The sequence below is a fragment of the Hydrogenophaga sp. genome (genome assembly GCF_019635465.1).
Classification (GTDB): Bacteria; Pseudomonadota; Gammaproteobacteria; order Burkholderiales; family Burkholderiaceae_C; genus Hydrogenophaga.
The window spans coordinates 18,348-43,648 of record NZ_JAHBZK010000019.1 but is presented as its reverse complement, the minus strand read 5'-3'; the positions used below and the strand labels follow the sequence as shown (position 1 = coordinate 43,648).

Genomic DNA, 25,301 nt, shown 5'->3' with positions numbered 1-25,301 from the left:
GCCTGCGCGCGATCGACCATCAAAGTGTGCCCTCCTCCCATTCGCCCACCGGCGCATCGCCCATCGTCTCCGATGCTGCGAACGCGGGCAAAGCGATTTCTGCCAAGAGCGTGGCAGCCAGCGTGGACACGCTCGGGCCCTGCAGCAGATCGGCCACCGCCACGCTGGCCTTGAGCGAGGCCAGCATGCGGTTGCGCAGTTCCATGGCCATGAGGGAATCCATGCCGAGGTCAATCAAGGAGCTCTGCGGGTCAAGGCGGTGCGCACTGCCCAGTGCGAGCACGCTGACGATTTGCGCGCTGAGGAACTCCGACAGCACGGCATGGCGCTCGCCAGCCGGCGTCACGGCCAGACGCGGCAGTATGTCTGGCGCGGGCGCCGGCGCTTTGGCCGTCGCCCTGTCGGGTGCCGCCTTCACCAGAGCTGAGAAAAACGGCCCCAGATTGACTGGCAGACGCGACCGCACCAAAGGCATCGCGGCCATTTGCGGGGCTCGCGCACTGCGCAGCATGCGAGCGAGCATGTGCATGCCTTCTTCAGGTGCAATCATGCCCAGCCCCATGGATGCCCAGCGGCGGTGATGCAACTCGCCCAGACCAGCCGCCATGCCGACCTCGGACCAACTGCCCCAGTTGATGCTCAGTGCGTGTTGACCTTGCTCGCGGCGCACGCTGGCCAGCGCGTCCATGAACGCGTTGGCCGCTGCGTAGTTGCCCTGCCCGGGTGAACCCATCAGCGCGGCTCCCGAGGAGAAACAGACAAAGAAGTCCAGGGCGAGAGGGAGCGTGGCCTGATGCAGGTTCCAGGTACCTTGAACCTTGGGAGCCATCACGGGTGCAAAGCGCCCGATATCGAGTTCAGCCAGCATGCCATCGTCGATCACCCCGGCGGCGTGCATCACGCCGCGAAGCCGGGGCCCCCCTGAGGCAAGGCTGTGAACCAGCGCCTGCACCTGGGCGGCATCTGCGACATCACAACGGGCCACACGCACCTGCACACCCTCACTGACCAGCGCGTCGATGCCGGCCTGAGCCTCAGGCGTGGGATCGCGACGCCCGACCAATACCAGGTGGCGCGCTCCCTCGCTGGCGAGCCAACGTGCAGTGACAAGACCCAGGCCACTCAGGCCACCAGTGACGAGGTAGCTTGCATCCCCACGAATGACAGGCGCCTCGTGTTGGGTGATCACCAGCTTTCCGACGTGATGTCCCTGCCCCATGAAGCGGAAGGCCTGCTCGGCGCGCTCGATGGGGTACAGCTTGTGCGGCAGCGGCTTGAGCACGCCGCGCTCGAAGTCGGCCAACAGATCCCTGAGCATGTCGCGCACAAACTCAGGGCGCGCAGCCGCAACCTCGCCAAGGTAGAGCGGGTGATAGTGAACGCCCGGGAATGATTCCGCGACCGTGGCCGCATCCCAGATACCGGTCTTGCCGATCTCGATGAAATGGCCGCCACGACGCAGCATGCGCAAACTCTCGGGGATGAAGTCGCCGGCCAGCGAGTTCAGCACGATGTCCACGCCCTCACCGTTGGTGTCGCGCATGACATCCTCTGCGAAGCTCAACGATCGAGAGTCCGCCAGATGGTGCGCCCCCAGTTCGCGTGCCAGTGCCCGCTTGGCTGGCGACCCTGCCGTACCAAACACCTCCGCACCGGCGCGCCGAGCCAGTTGCAGCGCGGCCATGCCCACACCGCCGGTGACCGCGTGCACCAGCACTCGGTCGCCCTTCTTCATGCCCGCCAGGTGACGCAAGGCGTATTCGGCAGTGAGAAACGTGACGGGGATGGTTGCCGCTTCGGCAAAGGTCATGCCCGGCGGCTTGAGAACGGCCATCACGGCCGGTGCAATGACCCAGGTGGCAAAACTGCGATCCACCATGGCGACCACCTCATCGCCAACAGCGAGATCGGTGACGCCCTCGCCAACGGCGCTGATGACCCCCGCACATTCATTGCCCAGTGGTCCAGGGTCGCCCGGGTACATGCCCAGGGCATTGAGAACGTCGCGAAAGTTCAAGCCCGTGGCATGAACGCGGATTTCGACCTGCCCCGGGCCAGGTGCGGGGCGAGGCACCTCGACCAGCGCCAGGCGATCAAGCGAGCCACGCTCCGTGATGTCCAGCAACAATGGTCGGGGCTCGGGCACAAACTCGCCGGGCTGCAATCGCGCGACATAGCGTTCTCCACCGCGCAGAGCCACGCGGTCCTCGACATCGCCGCCCACGATGGTGGCCATCAGCAGGACTGGTTCATCCTCACGGCGCACCGGGTCGAGATCGACACGGGCACAGCGCAATGCCGGGTACTCCGACGCGAACACCCCACCAAGGCCCCACAGCGGAGCTTGCAGCAGGTCGACCTGCGACCCCGCCACTGCTTGCGCTCCACGCGTGAGCCACCACAGTCGGGCTCCGGGCACGTCGCCAAGCGAGCGCACCACACGCAGCATGTCATCGAGCAAGCGCAGGTGCCGGGCCTGCAGCGTGTCCTCGCCCTCGGGCGCGGCAAGGCTCCAGGCGAGGACGATGCCCTGCAGCGCGGGACCTTCGGCACGCAAAGCCTCTTCCACGGCCCGTCGCAGCTGAGCAGCATCGTCGGCATCCACGCGCCAGACTCCCGGACCTGGCGCGCCGACCGACTCGCCACGCCCGATCAGCGCCACAGTGGCGCCGTCACCTTGCAGACGGGCCGCAAGAGCCTGACCGACGCCGCTTTCGTCGGCCAGCACCAACCAACGCCCGGTCGCATGAGTTGCTGGCGTCTGCGCCAACGGAACGCTCTGCCAGACCGACTCAAAGGCCCATTCCGCTGGCGGTGCAGAGCCCGACATGGCCCGCTGCAGTGCCGCGCGAGTGACGCGGCGCAGTTCGAGACCGCGCAACTCGGCCACTACCGAACCGTCGTCATTGAAGAGCGTCACGTCACCACGAACCACATCGGCATCGGCCGGCGCGGGTTCCACCTGGACGTGACACCAGGCCATCGCCTGGCCCGCACGGTGCACCGCATAGCTGCCCATTCCTACCGGTACGCACAAGTCATCCCCGGAAGTGTCCTGCCCCGATCCGGTTCCCCAGGGCAGTCCAATCCCCACCAGTTGCAGGCAGGCATCGAGCAATGCCGGATGCACCAGATACGACGTGGCCGACGCGGCCAACTCCGCAGGCAACGCGACACGACCCAGCACCGACGGACCTTCAGACTCGACGGCGGTGATGCAGCGAAATGCCGGTCCATAGTGCGCGCCTTGCATAGCCAGACGCTCGTAGTAGTCCTGAACGTCGTGCCTTGTCGCCGCTTCGCCCAGCAGCGACGCGCGCTGAACCATGGCTGGCGCGGCCAAAGGGGTCACGGCGAAGGCTGCGCTCACGTGCAGCTTCCACTCCACCTCCGCAGCGCCGGTATGTGCCGGTTTGACCATGCTGTACACGCGCACCTGCTGCAGACCGCCCTCGGGCGGCTGCACGATCACCTGCACGGTGCGGTGACCTTCGTCGGGCAACGGCAGCCCTTCGCGGATCACCACGTCCACCAAGCCGATGTTCTGCACACCAGATACTTCACGTGCTGCAATCTGCGCCAGCTCCAGGAACCCTGTGCCGGGGAACAGTGTGAATTCGAAAATGCGGTGGTCCTTGAGCCAGGGCTGGGTGGACAGGTCGATGTCGTTCTGAAAGATGGACAGCGGGCTTGGCACCTGTCCACCGAGCAGCGGATGCCCGCTGCGAGTGGCGGCCAGGGAGGCGCCGCCAGGGCGCCCCGTCGGCTCGAACCAGTACCGCTCGCGCTGGAACGCATACGTTGGCAGGTTGACACGTCGGCGCGCCATTGCCTCACCCAGCACAGCGGGCCAACGCACCGGCACGCCGCGCGCGTGCAAACGGCCCAGGCCGTCAAGCAGACAACGCGTGTCAACACGCCCCTTGCGCAGGGAAGCGATCCAGGTCGCGTCGGCCGCGCCGCTGCCACGCTGCGCCATGTTCACAAGCGTGGGCGATGGCCCCACTTCCAGAAAGACCCGATAGCCAGCTTGCTGCATGGCCACGATGCCATCGTCGAACCGCACCGCATCGCGGATGTGGCGACACCAGTAGTCGGGCTGGCAGAGCTCCTCGCCCGCCAGCGAGCCACTGAGGTTGGACGCCAGGTCGATGCCGGGCGGACGTAGTTCGACCCCGGCCACCACCGAGCGGAAGGCCTCGAGCATGGGTTCCATCAGAGGCGAGTGAAAGGCATGGGACACGCTCAACGCCTGCGCCTCGATGCCTTTGTTCTGGAGCCAGGCCAGTGCGGCCTGCAAAGCATCCATGCGACCTGAGATCACGGTGTTCTGCGGGCCGTTGACGGCGGCAATGGACAGCGCACTGCCGGCGCCAGCGATGGCCTCGCGCACGGTGGCCTCATCGGCAAAAACCGCAGCCATGCCGCCGTCGCGTGGCAGCGCACTCATGAGCCGGCCCCGCTCGGCAATCAGGCGCAGGCCGTCTTCGAGGCTGAACACGCCTGCGACGCAGGCCGCGACGTATTCGCCGACGCTGTGCCCCATCACACCGGTTGGCTCAACGCCCCAGGAGCGCCACAACTGGGCCAGCGAGTATTCGATGGCAAACAGCGACGGCTGGGTGAACGCCGTGTCGTCCAGACGGTCTGCTTCCTGCCCAAACATGGTCTGCAGCAGACCCTGAGGCAGGTGCGGCGACGCGAGCCGGTCGCATTCGTCCATCGCGGCGCGAAACACGGGTTCCTGCTCGTACAACTGACGCCCCATGTCCAGGTACTGCGCGCCCTGTCCAGTGAACATGAACACCACCTCGGGTGCGGCGCCAAGCGAAGCGCGCGACCGCACCAGACCCCCCGGCAGGACCGCATCGTCGGCGTCGGTTGCATCAACAAAGCTGCGCAATTGCGAACGCAGCTCCTCGGTGCTGCCAGCCACAGTCGCCAGGCGCTCGACAAAATGCGAGCGCCCCAGTGCCAAGGTGGCGGCTACCGGACCTGGCGCCAGAGAAGGGTCGGCCGCCAGCGCATCGGCCAGGCGGCGAGCCTGTTCGGTCAGTGCCGACGGCGTCTGCGCCGACAGTACAAACAGATGCTCGGCGCGCACACCCGTCTCGCTGGTCACATCGTGCGTCGGCGCTTCCTCGATCACCATGTGGGCATTGGTACCGCTGAAGCCGAACGAACTCACGGCCGCACGGCGCGGCGCGGCGCCTTCGCGCGGCCAGGGCGTTGGAACAGTCGGCACCTGGATCGGATACTGATCCCAGGCAATCAGCGGATTGGGGTTCTTCAGGTGAAGGTGCGGGGGGATGGTCGCGTGCTGCAACGCCATCACCACTTTGATGACACCGGCCACGCCGGCAGCGGCTTCCAGGTGACCAATATTGGTCTTGACCGACCCCAGCAAGAGCTTGCCCCCGGTTCGCTCTCGCCCATAAACCTGATGCAGGGCCTTTACTTCAATGGGATCGCCCAGCGGCGTGCCGGTGCCATGGGCCTCGACGTAGCCAATATCTGCGGGCTGCAGCCGCGCATTGGCCAGCGCATCGCGGATCACGGCCTCCTGTGCCGCACCGTTGGGTGCCGTCAGGCCGCTGCTGCGTCCATCCTGATTGAGCGCAGAGCCACGCAGGACAGCCAGAACGCGGTCGCCATCCCGACGTGCGTCAGACAAACGCTTGAGCACGAGCACGCCGCAACCTTCACCGCGGACATAGCCATCGGCCTTGGCGTCGAAGGTCTTGCAGTGGCCGTCGAAAGACATCATGCGCGCGCGCGAGGTCAGGATGGACCCATCGGGTGACAAGGTCAGGTTCACCCCGCCGGCAAGTGCGAGATCGGTCTCGCCGTTGCGCAACGACTGGATGCCCCAGTGGATCGCCACGAGAGATGATGAACAGGCCGTATCGATCGCAACGTTGGGACCATGCAGACCGAGGAAATAGGACAACCGCCCTGCGGCCACGCTGTGTGCCGTGCCGGATGGTGTGTAGGCGTCACCGTTGCCCAGACCACGCTCCTCGTTCATGAGCCCTGCGTAGTCGCCAGTGGTGATGCCCATGTACACAGCGGTGCGTGAGCCCGCAAGCGACGAGGGTGCAATACCAGCGCGCTCCAGCGACTCCCAGGTCACCTCCAGCAGCAAGCGCTGCTGAGGATCCAGGCTGACTGCCTCGCGTGGCGATATGCCGAAGAAAGGCGCATCGAAGCGATCGACGTCATCGACAAACGAACCCCAGCGCGTGTAGCTCTTGCCAACAACGTCCGGGTTGGCGTCGTAGTAGCGCTCGACATCCCAGCGATGCGGGGGCACTTCGGTCACTGCATCTCGGCCACTGTGGAGCAAGGTCCAGAACGCCTCGGGTGAGTCCACACCTCCAGGAAAGCGGCAGCCGATGCCGATGATCGCGATGGGCTCGCTGCGTGACGCCTCGACGGCCGCCAAGCGGGCCTTGAGTTGGTCGATGGCGACCAGGGAGCGCTTGAGCAGCGCCGCATGGTCGACGCCAGGCCGTTGTTCACTCACAGTACTTCCTCCGGGCCCAGTCCGTCGAGGCGACGCAGCAACTGCTGGGCAAGTTCATCTTCAGACAAGTCGTCAAACGATTCGGCGACGGTGGCAGCCTCGGGTACCGGGGCTGGCGACGCTGTCGGACGCGCAGCCGGCGAGTCCGGTGCATTCATGAGATCGGCAAACACCTCACACGCCAGGCATTCGGTGAGCGCCGCCACCGACGGGTGATCGAAAGTCAATGTAGCTGGCAGCGTGCGTCCGACCGACTGACCGAGCAAGTTACGCAACTCGACCGCCATCAGCGAGTCCAGGCCCAGCTGGCGCAGGGGTTCCGTGACGTCAAGCTCTTCACCGCGCTGAACACCCAGAACCTTGACCGTGAGCTGACGCACATGGTCGCGCAACAGCGTGCGTCGCCGGTTGGGCGCCGCTGCGGCCAATCGATCGCGCAGCGAAGTCACCGCCGCTTCTGCGCTTTGCGGCCGGGCTTGTGTCTTGTTCGACGGTGCCAGATCGCGAAGCAGCTCGTCGAAGAGCGGCGCCACGGCGGCGCCTTCGGCTCGCTGTGCCGCCAGGTGGCGCCAGTCGCTGTCGAGCGCTGCAAGCTGCGCGTGAGCAAAGAGCGCGCCCGCGGTCGTCTGGCGCATGGCATAGGCCAGCGCCGCCAAACCCTCAACAGGCGTGATGGCGCGCAAGGACCCTGGGCGCTCCAGGTGCCGATCGGCGGCTGCGCCGATGTCGGCCCAAGGGCCCCAATTGATGCTCACTGTAGGCAGCCCTTGCGACTGGCGGTACCAGGCCAGCGCGTCCTCAAAGGCGTTGGCAGCAGCGTGGTTGGCCTGGCCGGGCGACCCAGCCACCGAAGCGCCGGAGGAAAACAGCACGAGAAACTGCAGTTGCGGGCAGAGCGTATGCAAGTTCCAGCTACCCAGCACCTTGGGCCCCATGACCGTCGCAAACCGGGACCAGGAGAGGGATGCGATCACCCCATCGTCAAGCACCCCTGCTGCGTGCACCGCACCCACCAGCGATGGCATCACTGCGGCAGCTTCAGCCAGTACGCGCTGCAGATCAGCGCGTACCGACACGTCTCCCTGAACAGCCAGCACCTTGACGCCACGGGCCTGCAAGCGGTCCAGCACGGTGCTGGCCCGCTGGTCCGGCACCTGACGGCCCATCAGGATCAGATGACGCGCGCCTTGCTCAACCATCCACTCGGCTACCCGCAGACCCAGGCCACGCAGGCCACCGGTGATCAGGTAGCTCGACCCGGCATCGATCCTCACCTGACCCGCTGTCGATGGAATGCCTTCATGGTGCACCAGGCGTCGCACAAAACGGGAGGCACCGCGCCAAGCGATCTGATCCTGAGCCGCGTCGGCCTGCAACTCCTCCACTACCCTGGCCAGCGAATCCTCGCCGCTTGCACCGGGGTCCAGATCCAGGCGGGCACAGCGCAATTCGGGGTGCTCAACGGAAACGACATGGCTCAGTCCCCATGCCGTGGCCTGCGATGGATCAGCGGGCTCGTCGGCGCACGTGGCCTGCGCGCCACGGGTAATGATCCACAAGCGTGGCGCATGGGCGGCCGATCGCGCGCTCAGCGTCTGAACGGTGGCAAGCACCCCGCCAATGAGCGTCTGCTGCGCTTGCTCCAAAGCAGACACCGACATATCGTCGTGCAGCTTCGCGTCCAGCGCCTGCAGTTGAACCACGCCATCCCAGGTGTCGGGCTCGGCCAGCGCCAGCGCCAGGGAGGGACCGCCATCGGCCAGCACCTTGGCCTGATCGCCCCTCGCCTGCAATGCGACGGCCAGTGGTAGTGCATGGCCGCTTGTGTCGGGCACGATCAGCCAGCGCCGTGCCGTACGCTCGACCGGCACTTGCGGCATGCGGGCAACGAACACGGCCTGCTGTTGCAGCACAGGGTGCTGCGTGTTGCCAGGCAGCGCAGTGGCGTCCGCGAGTCCGTGCTGGCGCAACAACTCCAGCCAGCCCTCGCGCTCCATGAGGGCATAGCTGCGCCGATGGGTGTCGGTGTAGGCCCACCAGCCATCGAGCAAACCCACCGTCAGGTCGCCAAAGCGTTGGGGGGTCGTCCCTTCCAGCAGCACCAAAGTGCCGCCCGGTGCCAACAACCGGTTGACATGGCCCAAGGTCACGTCCAGGTCGGGCGTGGCATGCAAGACATTCGCGCCGATGACCACGTCGTAGCCACGCTCGACAAAACCCTGGTCGGCCGGTGGGCGACCAATGTCGAGTACCGCGTACCGCATGAAGGCGGCCTCGCCGAACTTCTCGCGCGCTCGGTGCAGAAACAGCGGCGACACATCGGTAAAGGTGTACTCGAGCATCACCTGCGGCAGTCGCGACAACACATGGTGGGTCGTGCTGCCAGTCCCGGCACCGATTTCAAGCACGCGCAGCGGCCGCCCCGCTGCCCAGCTCCTGGCAATGGCGGCGAGCACATCGGCGATCACACCGTTGTATACCTGCGCTGGCGGCGAGTACTGGTACAGGCGCTCGGTGTCGGCCAGCGAGCCGCCCGGGAACAGCAGGCCCAGCGGATCGGTCTGGCCGCGCAACACGGCCGCGAGCTCACCTGCGCAGCGCATGGTGAGGTCGATCTCGGCGCTGCCCTGCGGGAAGCGTTCGCTCAATTCCGCGTGCATGGCCTGCGGCGCAGGCGTCCGCCAGTGGGCCACCACATACGAGTCCGCCTGACGCACAAGGACACCATCCTCCACCAGCATGGCCAGCATGCGCTCAAGCAGACGGTGGTGGCGCGCCAGCACGCCCAGGCGAGCGGCCAGTGTGGCAACGTCGCCCAGGTCCTCCCCTTCATCGGTCGACGCTCCAAGCCTTTGCAAGGCCTGCAACACATGCTCGGCGGCAAGTGTGTCCAGGCGAGGCAGGAAATCTGCGTAGCTGTCGAGGTCGTGCTCGGCGGCGAGCGTGTGCAAACGCGGCATCACGGCCTCGGCAATCGAGGCCACCGACACGGCGACCGCCCCCGGCGCGGGCACTTCTCGCCAGGCGATTCGATGCAGCATGCGCTGCACCGCCACCGGCACCTGAGTCTGCGACATCAGAGCCTGCGGATGTGCCCGCTTGAAGTGCATGCCATCGAACTCGGCAAGCACCGTACCGTCGTCGTCGAACAGGACCATGTCGGCGCCAAAGGTTTCCCTTTCAGCGAGCCCCGTGTCCGTCAGCGTGCGCAGTCGCACGTGGTTCCAGCAGGCACGCCCGGGTGCACGGTACCAGCGGACGCGCTCGATCTGGAGCAGCAAGAATGCCTGCTCCAGACCGTTGCCCCGATCGGGCAGAGCTGCACCGATCACGTGAAAGCAGGCATCCAGCCTGGCCGGGTGCCACTGCAGGTCAGGCTCGGCTTGCAGTGCCTCGGGCCATTGCATGCGGGCCAGCACCTCACCATCGGCGCGGCGTATTTCGCCCACGCCGCGAAACAGCGGGCCGAACTCCAGTCCCAGCCCTTGCAGCCATTGGTAGTAGGTCTCGACAGGCACCTGCTCGGTGACACGCCCGGTCAGCAACGAGAGCGAGGGCGCAGCGCGCGCCGGAACACCACAGGCGCAAGCCTGCGCCGTCGCGCTGGTCTGCCATGGCGCACCCTCGGCGTCGCGCACAGCGATACGCAATGAGGACACCCCATCAACCGCCTCGCCGACCGCGAGCTGTACCTGCACCGGCTGGTCACCTTCGACCGACTGTGCACGACGCACGACGAAGTCGCGCAGTTCCACGGCCTGAGCGTTGCTATGTGCAGCGATGGCCGCCCGAGCCATTTCCATGTAGACCGGCGATGGCAGCAGCACAGTGCCCAGAATGCGGTGATCGCTCAGCCAGGGTTGCAGCGAAGGTCCCAGGTGGGCCTCGACCAGACGATCGGGGGTCAGGGACTGGGCGATTTCTCGACCAGGCAGGCCCGGTGCCTGCGCCACTCGATCTGCACCACGAATCCGCGAGTTCGTGTGATCGTCGGGTGCCCAGAAACGCTCTCGCTGGAAGGGGTAGTGAGGCACCGGTACGCGCTGGCGCGCGCGGCCCGAGTCAAAAGCCACCCAGTCGATGGCTACGCCGAGGCCGTAGAGGCAAGCCAGTGAACCCAGCATCTGCTCCGTGTCGTCCCGGCCGCGCCGCAGCGAGGCGAGCCAGGTCCCTTCGCCTTGCGGCACGCAGTCCTGCCCCATGCCAACGAGCACGGGATGCGGGCCAATCTCCAGGAAGGCCCCGACGCCAGCCTCCACCATGGCCTGCACCGCCGGGGCGAAACGCACCGCGGCGCGAACGTGCTCGCACCAGTAGGCGGGTTGCGTGATCTCTGCCGCTGCCGGGCGCCCGTTGAGGTTTGAAATCAGCGCAATCCGAGGTGAGCGCAATTGCACCGTCGACACCACCTGCGCAAACTCGGCCAGCATGGGCTCCATCAGTGGCGAGTGAAAAGCGTGCGAGACCTTGAGCCGGGTGGTCTCCAGGCCATCGGCGCGGCACTGCAACTCCACCGCCTCGACAGCGCTTGCCAGGCCCGAAATGACAACGCTGTGCGGCCCGTTGACCGCCGCAATGGACAGCGCATCAGAAAGCCCCGCAATCAAACCCTGCACGCGTGCCTCGTCAGCAGCGATCGAGAGCATCGCGCCATTGCGCGGCAGCTGCCCCATGAGGCGTCCACGCTCGCTGATCAGCAGCAACGCCTCTTCGAGCGTCAGCACATCGGCAATACATGCCGCGACGTACTCACCGACGCTGTGCCCCATCACCATGGATGGCCTCACACCCCAGGACATCCAAAGGCGGGCCAGTGCATATTCGAGCGCGAACAGTGCCGGCTGCGTGAAGGCCGTGTCATCGAGTGCATCGGCCGCGGCATCAGGCTGCAGGCCGAACAGCACAGGCAACAGCGGCCGCGACAGCCGGGTGTCAAGCCAGGCGGCGCATCGATCGAGCTCACGGCGGAACACGGGTTCGGTTTCGTACAGCCCGCGCGACATGCCCACATACTGCGCGCCCTGACCGGTGAACAGAAAAGCCACCCGGGGTGCGCGAGGACCCGCCACGGCGGCCACCGCCCCGGGGGCATCGGTGCCCGCCGCATGGGCACGCAGCGCTTGCGCCGCGTCATGTGCCGACGCGGCCACCACCGTCAAACGATGCGGAAAATGGGCGCGCCCGGTGTGCGCGCTGAATGCGAGGTCGGCCAACGACGTGCCGTCCAGCGCATCGGCATGGACGCTGGCCAGGGCGCGCAGAGCGACGTCGCTGCGCGCCGACAAGGCCAGAAGGTGCTGCGTGCGATCTGCGCCGTCCGCCGGCTCGAATGGTGCGGGTTCGGGTGCCTCTTCAAGCACCAGGTGCACGTTCGTTCCGCTGAAACCAAAGGAGCTCACGCCGCCAATGCGTGGGCCTGTGCTGACCTCTGGCCAAGGGGACAGTGCAGTCGGCACACGAACCGCCAGCTCATCCCATGGGATGTAAGGGTTGAGCGAGCTCAGGTGCAACTGGCCGGGAACCTGTCCATGACGCAATGCCATGGCCAACTTGACCACGCCGCCCACACCGGCCGCAGCCTCCATGTGACCGACATTGGCCTTGACCGAACCGATGAGCAGCGGATGTTGTGCAGCGCGCCCTTCGCCCAGCACTCGGGCCAGCGCTTGCACCTCGATCGGATCACCCAACGAGGTGCCCGTGCCATGGGCCTCGACAAAGCCCACTTGCGCAGGCTGAACCCCCGCATCGGCCAGCGCGTCGCGAAGTACTGCCTCCTGTGAAGGACCGTTGGGTGCGGTCAGACCGTTGCTGCGGCCATCCTGATTGATAGCTGAGCCTCGGATCAGAGCCACGATCCGATCGCCATCGGCCTTCGCGTCGGCAAGGCGCTTGAGCACCAGCACAGCGCATCCCTCGCTGCGCACGAAGCCGTCGGCGCGGGCATCGAAGGCCTTGCAACGCCCGTCGGGCGCCATCATGTGAGCGCGCGACAGTGCCACGCTCACATCAGGTGTCAGGATCAGGTTGACGCCTCCAGCCAGCGCAGCGTCGCACTCGCCGCGGCGCAGGCTCTGCACCGCTTCATGGATGGCAACCAACGATGAAGAACATGCGGTGTCTATCGACAGGCTTGGGCCACGCGCACCCAACACATAGGACAGCCGACCGGACGCAATGCTGTGCGCAATCCCGGAGGCTGTGTAGGCATCGAAATGCTCGGCGCCGCCGTCGCGCAGCATCTGAAAGTAGTCGCCAGCGGACATGCCAACAAAGACGCCGGTGCGACTGCCCTCAATCCGATCAGCCGCAATTCCGGCGTGTTCCAGCGCGCGCCAGGTGACCTCCAGCAACAAGCGTTGCTGTGGATCCATGCTGCGTGCCTCACGCGGTGAAATGCCAAAGAAGTGCGGGTCGAAGCCGTCGACATCGCCCACAAAGCCGCCCCAGCGGGTGTTCATGCGGCCTGCGGCGTCGGGATCGGGATCAAAGTAGTCGTTGATCGCCCACCGTTGGGCCGGCACTTCGGTGATGGCATCCACGCCGTCGCGCAACTGTTCCCAGAAACCTTCCGGCGTGTCGGCGCCACCCGGGAAGCGGCAACCGATACCGACGATGGCGATCGGATCGCGTGAACTTCCCTTGGCAAGTTCGCCCTCCAGTGCCAGCACGCGACTCTGCAACTGATCGGCCAACAGCGCCAGGCGCTTGGGCGAAAAGTGGCTGATGCGTTCGAGGAAATCCGACATGCCTTTACTTTCTCTGCAACTTCTTGGCGAACATGGCCTCGATCTCGTCATCGCTGAGGTCATCGATGGCTTCGACCGCATCGACGGCCACAGATTGGGTCGATGCGCTGGCGGCCGCACTCGGTTGCACCGGTTCCTGCGGTATCAAAAGCTGGTCGATGTAGGCCGCCAGGGCCTCCAGCGTTGGGTAGTCAAAAACCAGTGTGGCCGGCAGGCTGCGCGCCAGTCCGAGGTCTTTGGACAGACGGTTGCGCAGGTCAACCGCCATCAGCGAATCCAGCCCCATTTCGTTCAGCGGCTGGCGGGGGTCGATGCGGCGGGGATCTGCGACGTCGACCACGCGCGCCACATGCTCCCCCACAAAGGCCAGCAAACGTTCGCCGCGCTGCTCGGGCGACGCCAGTCGCAGGTCATCGGCCAACACGGCCCCGCCTGCGGGCGCAGAAGAAACGCTGGTCCGCGGCGCGAGGCTGCGCCGGGCAGAGCGCAGGTGCGCCAGCATCGGGGAAGCGCCGTTTTCCAGGAAGCGCTCCCAGTCGACCGGAAACACCGCAACCTGCACGCCGCCGCCACGCATCAGATCCTGCAGCCAGTCCAGTCCCTGGCTTGGCGCGATTGAGTGAATCCCTCGATCGCCGACGCGTTGCCCAACCGAGCGATCGGCAGCAGCGCCCACTTCGCTCCATGCGCCCCAGGCGATGCTCATCCCCGGCAGGCCCAGCGCGCGCCGATGCGCCGCCAAGGCATCCATGAAGGCATTTGCCGCCGCGTGATTGCCCTGTCCGGAGGACCCCAGCGTGCCGGCAATCGACGAATAGAGCACGAAGAAGTCCAGTGGCATGGCCTGGGTCAACCGATGCAACGCCCAGGCGCCCTCCACTTTCGGTCCCAGCGGTACCTGAAAGCGCGACCAGGTCTGCTGCTGCAGCGCACCGTCGTCGAGCACACCCGCCGAATGAATCACGCCGCGCAATGGGTGCGCCGGCTCGATGCTGGCCAGCACGCGTGCGACCTCGTCAGCGCGCGACATGTCGGCCTGCACCACAGTGACCTGAACGCCCAGCGCTCGCAGCCGGTCGAGCTGCGAGAGTGCCGCATCGCCGGGCGCCCGCCGGCCGACCAGCACCAGATGGCGAGCACCCCGCTCGGCCAGCCTGGCAGCAGTGATCAGCCCCAGGCCGGACAGGCCACCGGTGACCAGATAGCTGGCGTCCGCCGCCAGCATTTCCATCGAGGCCGACAGCGAGTCGTGGCGCGTGAGCACGACCTTGCCGATGTGGCGGGCCTGAGCCATGAAACGAAACGCCTGGGCACCACGACTCAGGTCAAAGGTGTGGTGCGGCAACGCCGAAATCTCGCCAGCATTGGCCAAGGCAATCACTTGCCTGAACAAGGCTTGAGCAGCCACCGGATTCTCATAGCGCTGTGCATTGAGATCGATCGCGTGGTACCGCGCCTGCGGACGCTCCTGAATGAAACGCTCGGCAGTCCAGATGTCGCGTTTGCCGATCTCCAGAAACGCCCCATCGCTCGCCAGGCAACGTACGCTGGTCTCGATGAAATCACCCGCGAGTGAGTTGAGCACGAGGTCGACCCCACGCCCCTGCGTGGCGAGTTGCACTTGCTCGGCGAAGTCAAGGGAGCGCGAATCCATGACGTGGGGCACGCCCAGCGCACGCAATGCGGTGCGCTTGGCCTCGCTACCCGCCGTGGCGAATATCTCGGCACCGGCACGCAGGGCCAACTGAACGGCAGCCATGCCCACCCCGCCGGCAGCCGCATGGATCAACACGCGCGTCCCCTTGGACATGCCGCCCAGTACATGCAGCGCGTGCCATGCCGTCATGAAGGCAAACGGCAACGTCGCCGCCTGGACATAGTCCATGCCCTGCGGCAGCGCGGCCACATGGCGCGCGTCGGTGATCATGTGACTGGCAAAGCAGGCCTCGCCCGTGGCGACGACCGCATCACCCACTGCCATCCCTCGCACGCCTTCGCCCACCCGCACGATGCGCCCGGCACACTCCCCACCCAGCGGCTCCGGGTCGTCGCGCATGGCGACAGCGTTCATGATGTCGCGAAAATTCAAGCCCGCTGCCAGCACGGCAATCTCGACCTCACCCGCAGCAGGTGTGCGCCGCACGGCGGGAACCAGAGCGATATCGTCGAGCACACCGCTGGGTGACTTGTCCAGCCGCACTGGCTGTTCGTCTCCACCTTCGTCGTGTGGCATGAGGCGCGCTACGTGACGCGTGGCTCCGCGCAGCGCGATCTGATCCTCAAGATCGGGACGCGCCAGTTCACGCAACAGCGAGCTCACTTGGTCCTCCAACGTGTCCCCTGGGTCAATATCCACGCACCGCGTGCCCCACTCGGGGTGTTCCAGCGCGATCACCCTCCCCAATCCCCAGCCCGCGGCCTGCCCAGGTGCCACATCGTCCAGAGTGGCCACGGCCTGAGCGCCGCAGGTCACCATCCACAACCTCGGGGCAGTGACGAATGACGACGCACCCAGCGACTGCACGAGCGCAAGCAGTGAGGCAAGTGAGGGACGCACAGCCGCGACGGCTGCACCGACGCCAACCTGCTCGGGGACATCGAGCATCCCCAGGTGGACGATGCCTCGCCACGATCCGGTTGCATCCGTCAGTGCCCGCTGCAGGCTGGCCGTGTCCCCGTTGGCCGGGGCCACTTGCACCCGCTGCCCAGCCTCACGCAACCGCTGTGCCAGCACTTGACCGACACCCGTGTCGTCGACCAGCAACAGCCAGTCGCCCGTTCCGGAGAAGGCCGCGGCTTGCTGCACTGGCTGACGAGCGGCCAGAAGGACCTCGCGGGAACGCGCATGCGGGGTATCCACAGCCGCCGCTTCGAAGCCCATCGAGTCGAGCAAGGACAACCAGGTCTGGCGCGTGAGCAGCGGCTGGTCGGGTCGCAGATCCGTGTCGGTGAACAGCCACCAACCTTCGGTCAGTCCAAAGGTGATGTCGATCCAGCGTTCGTGGCCAGCGACCTCGAGCATCAAGAGCGTGCCACCGGGCGCGAGCACGGACTGGATTCTTCCCAGCGTTCGCCGCAAGTCGGCAGTGGCGTGAACCACATTGGAGGCAATCACAAGGTCGAAACACCGCTCACCCAGGCCCTGCGCATTGAAGTCCTGCTCGAGATCGAGCACCTGGAACTCCATGAATGCGTGAGCCGCGAACTTCTCCTTGGCGCGCAGCACCATCGACGGGCCGACATCAGTAAACAGGTAGTCACAGCGCTCAGCCGGCAACGCGGGCGCCAACCATGCCGTGGTGCCGCCTGTGCCACCGCCCACTTCAAGCACGCGCAACCGTTGCCCGACGGGCAAGCGACGCAGGGCCACGCTGACCGTCTCGCGCACCAGTTGGTTGTAGGCCCGCGCCTCGGGTGCGTCGCGGTACAACGCTTCAGCAAGCTCGGCCGATCCGTCGGGGAACAGTCGGTGCAGCGGGTCGACCTCGCCGCGCAGGATGCCGGACAGGACCTCGCCACACCGGGCCGTCAACTGGATACGCGGCCGCGAAGCCGGGTGGCGCTCCAACAGCGCGGGCACGGCCCGCATCGGATCTTGCGGGGCGGGCCAGCGCAACACCCGCCAGCCAGTGCCATCGGCGCGCAACAGGCCATCTTCTGACAGGATGCCCAGGAGCTGGGGCAACAATCGGTGAAAACGCGCCGCAATGCCGAGCTCGAGGGCAAGGAGGTCGGCCTGCACCGAATCGCCCACCGCGGGCTGCCAGCCGAGTTCGCACAGTGCACGCTGGATCCAGTGCGCGCTCAGTTGCTCCAACGCGAGGAAAGCCTCGTGGTAGTCGTCGAGGCCATGCTCATGCGCCAGCGCATCGAGTGCGGGTCCGGCCTGCGCGGCCAGCTCTGCGGGCGCGGGGATCCAGGACGCGTCGGGCGCGCGCGGCCATTCGACGCTGTAGACCGGAGCGGTGCTGGCGCTGACGGGTCGCAACGCGATGCCTTTCAGCCTTGCCACAAGGCCTGCCTCGTCGAACACCTCCACGTCGGCCTTGAGCGTGCCAGCCACTGCATCTGTGGTACTCACGCGCACTTGGCTGGTCACCCTGAGGCCTGGCGTGCGCACCCATTGCATGTGTTCGATGGCCATGGGCAAGTAGGCACGACCTGCAGCGGTACCCTGGGGCAGCGCCGCAGCCATCACCTGCAGACAGGCATCGAGCAGGGCCGGGTGAATCACATAGCTGGCGGCATCGGCTGCGGCGGGCAACTCAACCTCCCCCAGCGCCTCGGCTTCACCGCGGTAGACGACGGACAGGCCATGCAGGCTGGGCCCGAACACCAGACCTCGCTCATGCAGTCGCCTCAAGTGTTCCTGCTGCTCGATTCGCTCGCTGCAACGCGCTCGCAAGGCGTCATCTGGCGCAGATGGCGGCCCGGCCAGGGCTTCGGATTCGCCATAGTGCCCCTGCACGTGCAGTTGCCAGTCGTCCTCTGCGGCATCGGTCGCCTGGGACAGAACGCTGAATTCTTCAACCTGGGCCTGGCCGCGTCGCAGCACCAGCTGCACCGTGCGCACCTCGCCGTCGGCGAACGCCAGCGGCTCGAGAATGACCACGTCGAGCAGCGCACGTGGCCGACCACACAGCTCGCGGCTGGCGGCCAGCGCCAGATCGAGAAAGCCGGTGGCCGGCAGGATGGCTCGCCCGTTGACCTGGTGATCGGCGAGCCAGCGCACCGCGTCGGCGCTCATGACTTGCTCAAAACACACCAGGTCGCGAGCGGCAGAACGCAGGCGCTTGCCGAGCAGTGGGTGATTGGTCTCTCGCCCCGCGGCCGCCGGCTGCGTTGCACGGGCGCGGAACCAATGCCGCTCACGCTGGAATGGGTAGGACGGAAGATCGATCAGCGACGCCCCGGATGACGACCACACCGCGCGCCAGTCCGGCGTGGCGCCCGCAAGGAACAAGGCCCCCAGGGACTCCGCGAGCTGGTCATGATCGTCGCGGCCCTTGCGCAGAGACGGAACCAGCGTCGGCGCAGCTTCTCCCAGCGTGGCTTCGGCAAATCCCAGCAGTGTCGGCTGCGGGCCCAGCTCAATGCATACCTGAGGCGAGGCGCTGACCAGCGTTTGGAGACCGTCGGCAAAACGCACGGCTTCCCGCACATGTCGACGCCAATAGCCCGCCCGAGACACCTCCTGCGACTCGGCCCAAGCCCCGGTGAGGTTGGACACCAGTCGCACGCGCGGCCTGGAAAGGACCATCGAACTGGCGGCCCGCTCGAACGCATCCAGTACCGGCTCGACCAGAGGCGAGTGAAACGCATGCGAGACGGGCAGCAACTGGGTGCGTACAGACTGCGCGGCGAAGGTCTCGCACACCGCTCGCAAATCGTCGATCGGTCCGGCTATCACGGTCTGCGCCGGTCCGTTGACTGCGGCAACGGATACGCGCGTCGAGCATGCCGCGATGGCCTGCGCCACCAGGGATTCGGGCGCAAACACCGCTGCCATCCCGCCACCCGCAGGCAGGGACTGCATCAACCTGCCGCGCTCGGCGACCAGCGCCAGTGCCTGCGGCAAAGACATGACCCCCGCAACACAGGCGGCCACCAGCTCACCAACCGAATGGCCGATGAGTGCATCGGGTACGATGCCCCAGTGCTGCCACAGCTGCGCGAGCGCGTACTCGAGCGAAAACAGCGCCGGTTGGGTGAAAGCGGTTTCGTCGATCGGTGTACCGGACGAGCCGAAGACCACATCAAGCAGCGGCTGTGGCAAGAGTTCATCGAGCACGGCCGCGCAGGCATCCATCGCCTCGCGAAAGACCGGCTCGCGCTCATACAGCGCGCGCCCCATGCCCGCGTATTGCGCGCCTTGCCCAGTGAACAGCCAGGCGATGCGCGCCGGATCGCGCCTGCTTATGCGTGCAGTGCGCAGGCCGGGCGCTTCTTCTCCGGCAGCCAATGCCCGCAGACCCACGACCAGTTCGCCCATGCTGCGCGACAAAACGATCGCCCGCTGCGGCAGCGCCGCCCGCCCGATCGCCGCGGTGAAGCAGGCGTCTGCAAGCAAGGCGTCGGGCTGACCTTCGAGAGCCTTTGCCAATCGGCCCGCGTGGGCCGCCAACGCCACTTCGTCGCGCGCCGACAGCACGAACAGGTGCTGCCGCCCGACGCCGTCGCGGGGAACTGGCACTGCAGGCGGCGGGGCCTCTTCGACAACGATATGTGCATTGGTGCCACTGAAACCAAAGGAGCTCACACCAGCGATGCGGCGCCCATTGATGGGCTCCCAGGGTGTCAGCGCGGTGGGCACGCGCAGTGCGAATTCGTCCCAAGGGATATGCGGGCTGGGTTGCCGGAAATGCAGGTGCGCTGGAATCTGCTGATTCCGAAGCGACAGCACCAGCTTGATCAGGCCGGTGACGCCAGCGGCAGCCTCCAGGTGGCCCAGGTTGGTTTTCACCGAACCCAACCACAAAGGCTGCTGGCGGTTGGCACCGAACACCTGTCCCAACGCCTGTACCTCCAGCGGGTCACCGAGTTGGGTACCCGTGCCGTGGGCTTCGATGTAGCTCACAGCATCCGGCGTCAAGCCTGCGCGGGCCAGTGCCTCGCGCACCACGGCCTCCTGCGCCGGGCCATTCGGTGCCGTGAGGCCGCTGCTGGGGCCATCCTGGTTGACCGCACTCCCGCGGATCACCGCCAGCACCCGATCGCCATCGGCCTGCGCGTCGCTCAGCCGCTTGAGCACCACCACGCCACAACCTTCACCCCGCGCGAAGCCGTCGGCGGCAGCATCGAAGGTCTTGCAGCGGCCATCGGGCGCGAGCATGCGCGCATGCGACAAGGCAATGAAGATATCGGGAGAAAGGATGAGATTGACACCACCGGCCAGCGCCATGCGGCAATCACGCGCGCGCAAAGCCTGGCAGGCAAGGTGAATCGCCACCAGTGAAGACGAGCAGGCCGTGTCCACCGTGAGGCTGGGCCCTTGCAGCCCGAGCAGGTAAGACAGCCGACCCGAGTGGATGCTGTGTGCAATGCCCGAGGTGAAGTGCGCGTCAAGCAACTTGCGATCGCCGCTCATGAGCTGCATGTAGGCGTAGTCGCTGGCGGTCACGCCCACATACACACCTGTGGGCGTGCCTTCGAGTCTGTCGGGCGCCATGCCTGCGTGCTCCAGGGCCTCCCAGGCGACTTCGAGCAGCAAGCGCTGCTGCGGGTCCATGCCCTGGGCTTCGCGCGGCACGATGCCGAAAAGACCGGCATCAAAGCCGTCGACCGGTCCGATGAACCCGCCATTGCGGGTGGCGATGCGTCCTGGCGCATCGGGATCGGGGTCGTACAGGGCGTCGGTGTCCCACCGGTCAGCGGGCAGAGGGCCTATGGCGTCCACCCCGTCTCGCATCAGCCGCCAGAAGCTCTCGGCGTCGTTGCCTCCGCCAGGCACACGGCAGCCCAGGCCAATGACGGCGATGGGCTCGCTGGCGGCGGCTTCCAGCGTGGCCACGCGCGCCTGCGCCGCCTCCAGTGCAAGAAAGGCGCGTTTGAGCGGGGACAACCCTGGCTCGGTCGTTGCAGGTGGCGGCGGGTGCTTGTCCGTCATGTCTTCGGATCCAGCCGCGCCAGCAACAGCGCCTCGATGTCGGCATCACTCATGGCAGCCACGGTGGCCTCACCCAGCACAGGCGACGCCGGGAGCGTCGTGGCCGCGATCGGCTCAACCGCCGTGGCGGGCGTAGCGGTGCCTTCGGGCACGACCCGAGCCCTCAGGTACCGGGCCAAAGCTTCGATGGTCGGGTGATCGAACATCACGGTCGCTGGCAACGGCTTGTCCAGCCCCAGGCCAGTACCGAGCTGATTGCGCAATTGCACCGCCATGAGGGAATCAAAACCCAAGTCCATCAGCCTATCGTGCCTGCCCGGTGGGTTATCCGAACCGAGGCGCAGCACCCGGACCACCCTTTCGCGCACGAATTCACGCAGCAGATCCTCCTGCTCCGCAGGTAGTGCGTCGCGCAGACGCTGCACGAAGCCCGCCGCGAGTTCCTGTGCACTGGCGCGCGCCGCCGGCACATCAGCCGCCTGAGCACTTGGCGCCTCTGCTGGCGCGAGCCCGCTGCCGCCCTCGCCCGGCACGCGTGCCACGATGAGGTGCTGGCCCAGCACCTCGGCTGGTGAGCCGGCAGGCGGCCAGGCGCCGGCATGCTCGAAGCCAGCCTCGCGCAGCGCCTGCAACCAGGTCGCCGGAGCCAGCAAGGGGTTGTCGCCACGCAGGTCGTCAGCGAAATGCTGCCAACCTTCGATCAAACCCGTGGTCATGTCGAACCAGTCCAGGTGCGTGGTTGACTCCACCAGCACCACGGTGCCCCCAGGCGCCAACAGGCCACGCAGGGTTTGCAGCGCCGCCCGCAGGTCCTTGCTGGCATGCACGGCGTTGGCGGCAACGATGGCATCGAAGCTGTGGGGCGCGTACCCCTGGGCGCCGGCATCGGCGTCCATGTCGAAGCGGCCAAAGCTCAAACATCCGTGAGCGGCAAAGCGCTCGCGCGCACGGTCCAGGAACACATCGGACACGTCGGTGAAGTGGTACTGCGTGCGCTCTGGCGGCAGAGCGTCCAGAACCGCAGCACTCGTGCCGCCCGTACCACCCCCGATTTCGAGCACGCGAATGCGTCGACCAGACGGCACGGTGGCGGCCATGGCATCGAAGGCAGCCGCCGCCAAGCCGTTGATATAGCGCATGGTGGCCGAGCGCTGATAGAGGTTTTCCGCGAGTTCGAACGAGCCGCCCGGGAACAGGGTCTCCAAAGGACTTTCGCGCCCGCGCAGCACCGGCTCCACCAGTCCGCCGCAATGGCGCACATAGTCAAACAAGGGCTGATTGTCGGCAAACATGGGCGCCGCATCGGCCCACAACTGCTCAAGGTCAGGCTGAGGCAAGGGTGCGTCGGCGACGAATTGGTCGCCCTTGCGTTGCAACATGCCCTCCCCGGCCAACCCTTGCAGCCAGCGCGAGACAAGGTGGCGGTAGCCGGCATCAATGCCAGCGCATCGCAGCACATCGTCGAGATCATGGGACTCGCCCGGGCGCAGGAACAAACCCGCCGCGCGCAACGTGTGGACCGCATGCGCGCGCGTGATTGTCCGCAGGCGGTCCCATTTGGCAGGGTAGCTGCGCACGTCCAGGTCCAGCGGACCGCTGTTGGCAACGCGATCGAGCAACTGACTGATTTCGGACCAGGAGCGCCCCGTTGTGGCCGCAGGCGGTTCGCCGACGACATCCATCCAGTGGCGCACGGCGCGGAAGGGGTAAACCGGTGCGGCCACGCGCTGGCGCATCTGGCCACTGTCAAAGCCAGCCCAGTCGACCACGGCGCCGGACGCGTACAGGCGTTGCAGGCCCTCCAGCATGTCCTCGCCGCCGCCACGTTCACGGTGCAGCGATGGCAACCATTGCGCGGTGGTTCCTGCCGCACACTCCGCGCCCATGCCCAGCAGCACGGGATGCGGACCCACCTCGACGAAGTGGGTAATGCCTTGACGCAGCAGTACCTGCATGGCCTGAGCAAAGCGCACTGGCTGGCGCATGTGTTGCACCCAATAGTCGGGATCTGCCAACTGCTCAGGCCCCACCCAGTCGCCGGTGAGGTTGGACACCAGGGCAACGGCGGGTGGCGACCAGTGCACTGTGCCCATGACCTCCCGAAGACCTGGCAGCGCGGGCTCGATCAACGACGAATGCGCCGCATGCGGCACCCGCAGCGGCTTCACACGCACACCCTGCTTCTCCAGCCGCTCCTGCGCGGCGAACACCGCCTCGCGTGCGCCGCTGATGACAAAGTGCGCCGGCCCGTTGTAGGCGGCAATGGTCAGCGCATCGCCTTCCGCGACCACTGCTTCCTCAACGATGGCCTGGGAAGCGAACACCGCCGCCATCGCGCCGTCGGCGGGCAGCGCCTGGGTGAGCCTTCCACGCGCTGCCACTGCCCGTAACCCGTCTTCCAGCGACATGGCACCGGCCACGCAGGCCGCAGCGTATTCACCCAGACTGTGCCCAAGCAGGGCCACAGGCTCGATGCCCCATGAGCGCCACAGCGCCGCCAGCGACACTTCGATCGCAAAGGTGACTGGCTGGGCATAAGCGGTGTCGTCAATGGGTGCTTCCTGCGCGTCGGCTGCGTACAGCAGCTCGAGCAGGCCTCGATCGAGGTGTTGCACCAGCGCGGCATTGCAGGCATCCATCGACGCACGGAACACCGGAAAGCGCTCGTACAGGGCGCGCCCCATACCGGCGTACTGGGCACCCTGACCCGTGAACAGAAAGGCCACCGAAGGCGACGACGGTCCATCGGCATGGCCATACAGGACGGCTTCGTCATCGCGCCCGTCGAGGTAGGCCTGCAAACCTTCGATCATGCGGGCCGGGTTGTTGGCGCGCACCGCCAGTCGATGGGCGAAATGCGTGCGCCCGGCGTTGGCGGTGAAACATAGGTCTGCCAGGCTCACACCCGGAGCGGCCAGTGCCTGCCGATGGCGGCGGGCCAGCTCCTGCAACGCGCCTTCGTAACGTGCCGACAACGCCAGAACGCAGGTGTCTGGCTGCGGCGCTTCGCATTTCATCGGCGATGCATCAGCGGGCGCCTGTTCTAGCACCACATGGGCATTGGTGCCACTGAAACCAAAGGCACTCACCCCGGCCAGACGGCGCCCATTGATCGGCTCCCAGGGCGTCGTGACGGTAGGTACCGCCAGCGGCCACGCCGACCAGTCGATGTGGGGGTTGCCTTGGTGGAAGTGCAGGTGCGGCGGAATCTGCCCACGCTGCAATGCGAGCACGACCTTGGCCACGCCGGCCAGCCCCGCAGCGGCTTCGAGGTGACCAATGTTGGTCTTGACCGAGCCGATGAGCAACCGATGGTTGGCGTCGCGGGCGCTGCCCAGCACAGCACCCAATGCGCCGACCTCGATCGGATCGCCCAGTGGCGTGCCAGTGCCATGCGCTTCCACATAGCCGATGTCCCCGGGCGAGACCCGGGCCGACGCCAGCGCAGCACGAATCACATCCTCTTGTGCGGGACCATTGGGTGCGGTCAGTCCGCCGCTTCGGCCATCCTGGTTGATGGCGCTGCCGCGGATCACCGCCAGCACCCGGTCGCCGCGGGCTTGCGCGTCCCGCAGGCGCCTGACCACCAGCACCACGCAGCCTTCGCCCCGCACATAGCCGTCGGCGGCCGCGTCGAAGGTCTTGCAACGACCGTCGGCGGCCATCATCCGGGCCCGCGAGAAGTTGATGTTCATCTCGGGCGTGAGGATGAGGTTCACCGCACCCACCAGCGCACTGTCGCACTCTCCCAGGCGCAGGCCCTGGCAAGCCAGGTGCAGCGCAACCAGGGAGGACGAGCAGGCCGTGTCGACGGCCACGCTGGGGCCCTGAAGGCCCAGCACGTAGGACATGCGCCCGGAAGCCACGCTGAAGGCATTGCCAGTGCTGAAGTAGGCGTCGATGAGTTCGCGATGGCCAAACAGCGCGCGGCCATAGTCGTTGTTGCTGATGCCCAGGTAGACGCCGGTGCGCGATCCAGCCAGCGACGAGGGCGCCTGACCAGCGTCCTCAAGGGCCTCCCAGGCCACTTCGAGCAGCAGGCGCTGCTGCGGGTCCATGCTCGCGGCCTCACGCGGCGAAATGCCGAAGAACTCGGCGTCAAATCGATCAACGTTGTCGATAAAGCCGCCGTGGCGGGTGGTCATGCGTCCGGGCGCATCCGGGTCGTCGGACAACAGTTCATCGAGCGACCATCGATCGGGCGGAACGACATCGATCGCATCGCGCCCCTGCCAGAGCAGCTCGGCCAGCCCGGCCGCATCCTTCACGCCACCGGGCAAGCGCATGGCCATTCCCACGATCGCCAGCGGTTCGTGCGCCGCGCCCTGCGCGCGCGCCAACTGGGCCTTGAGCTCGCGAATCTCGAGCAAGGCACGCTTGACGGGCGACAGGGCTTCGGCGTTCAGAGGGTCGTTCATGG

4 protein-coding genes are annotated in these 25,301 nt (G+C 66.6%); all 4 read right to left on the bottom strand.

What is annotated here, in order from left to right:
- Nucleotides 1–19: 19 nt before the first annotated feature.
- From KF871_RS16385 to KF871_RS16370, 4 genes are read right to left on the bottom strand one after another with little or no spacing between them, the layout of a single operon-like run.
- Nucleotides 20–6,526 carry a type I polyketide synthase gene (locus KF871_RS16385; protein ID WP_291144930.1) on the bottom strand — a complete coding sequence of 2,169 codons (6,507 nt, stop codon included), beginning with the start codon at nucleotides 6,524–6,526 and terminating at the stop codon, nucleotides 20–22.
- On the bottom strand, nucleotides 6,523–13,275 hold the full coding sequence (locus KF871_RS16380) for a type I polyketide synthase (RefSeq protein ID WP_291144927.1): 6,753 nt from the start codon (nucleotides 13,273–13,275) through the stop codon (nucleotides 6,523–6,525). Before KF871_RS16380 ends, KF871_RS16385 begins: the two co-directional genes overlap by 4 nt.
- Nucleotides 13,276–13,279: 4 nt before the next feature.
- Complete coding sequence (locus KF871_RS16375; protein ID WP_291144924.1) at nucleotides 13,280–20,881, bottom strand: type I polyketide synthase; 7,602 nt, start codon at nucleotides 20,879–20,881, stop codon at nucleotides 13,280–13,282.
- Entirely contained in the window at nucleotides 20,878–25,299 is a 4,422-nt protein-coding gene (locus KF871_RS16370) for a beta-ketoacyl synthase N-terminal-like domain-containing protein (protein WP_291144922.1), read from the bottom strand. The genes KF871_RS16375 and KF871_RS16370 overlap by 4 nt, the downstream gene beginning before the upstream one ends.
- Nucleotides 25,300–25,301: the final 2 nt, after the last annotated feature.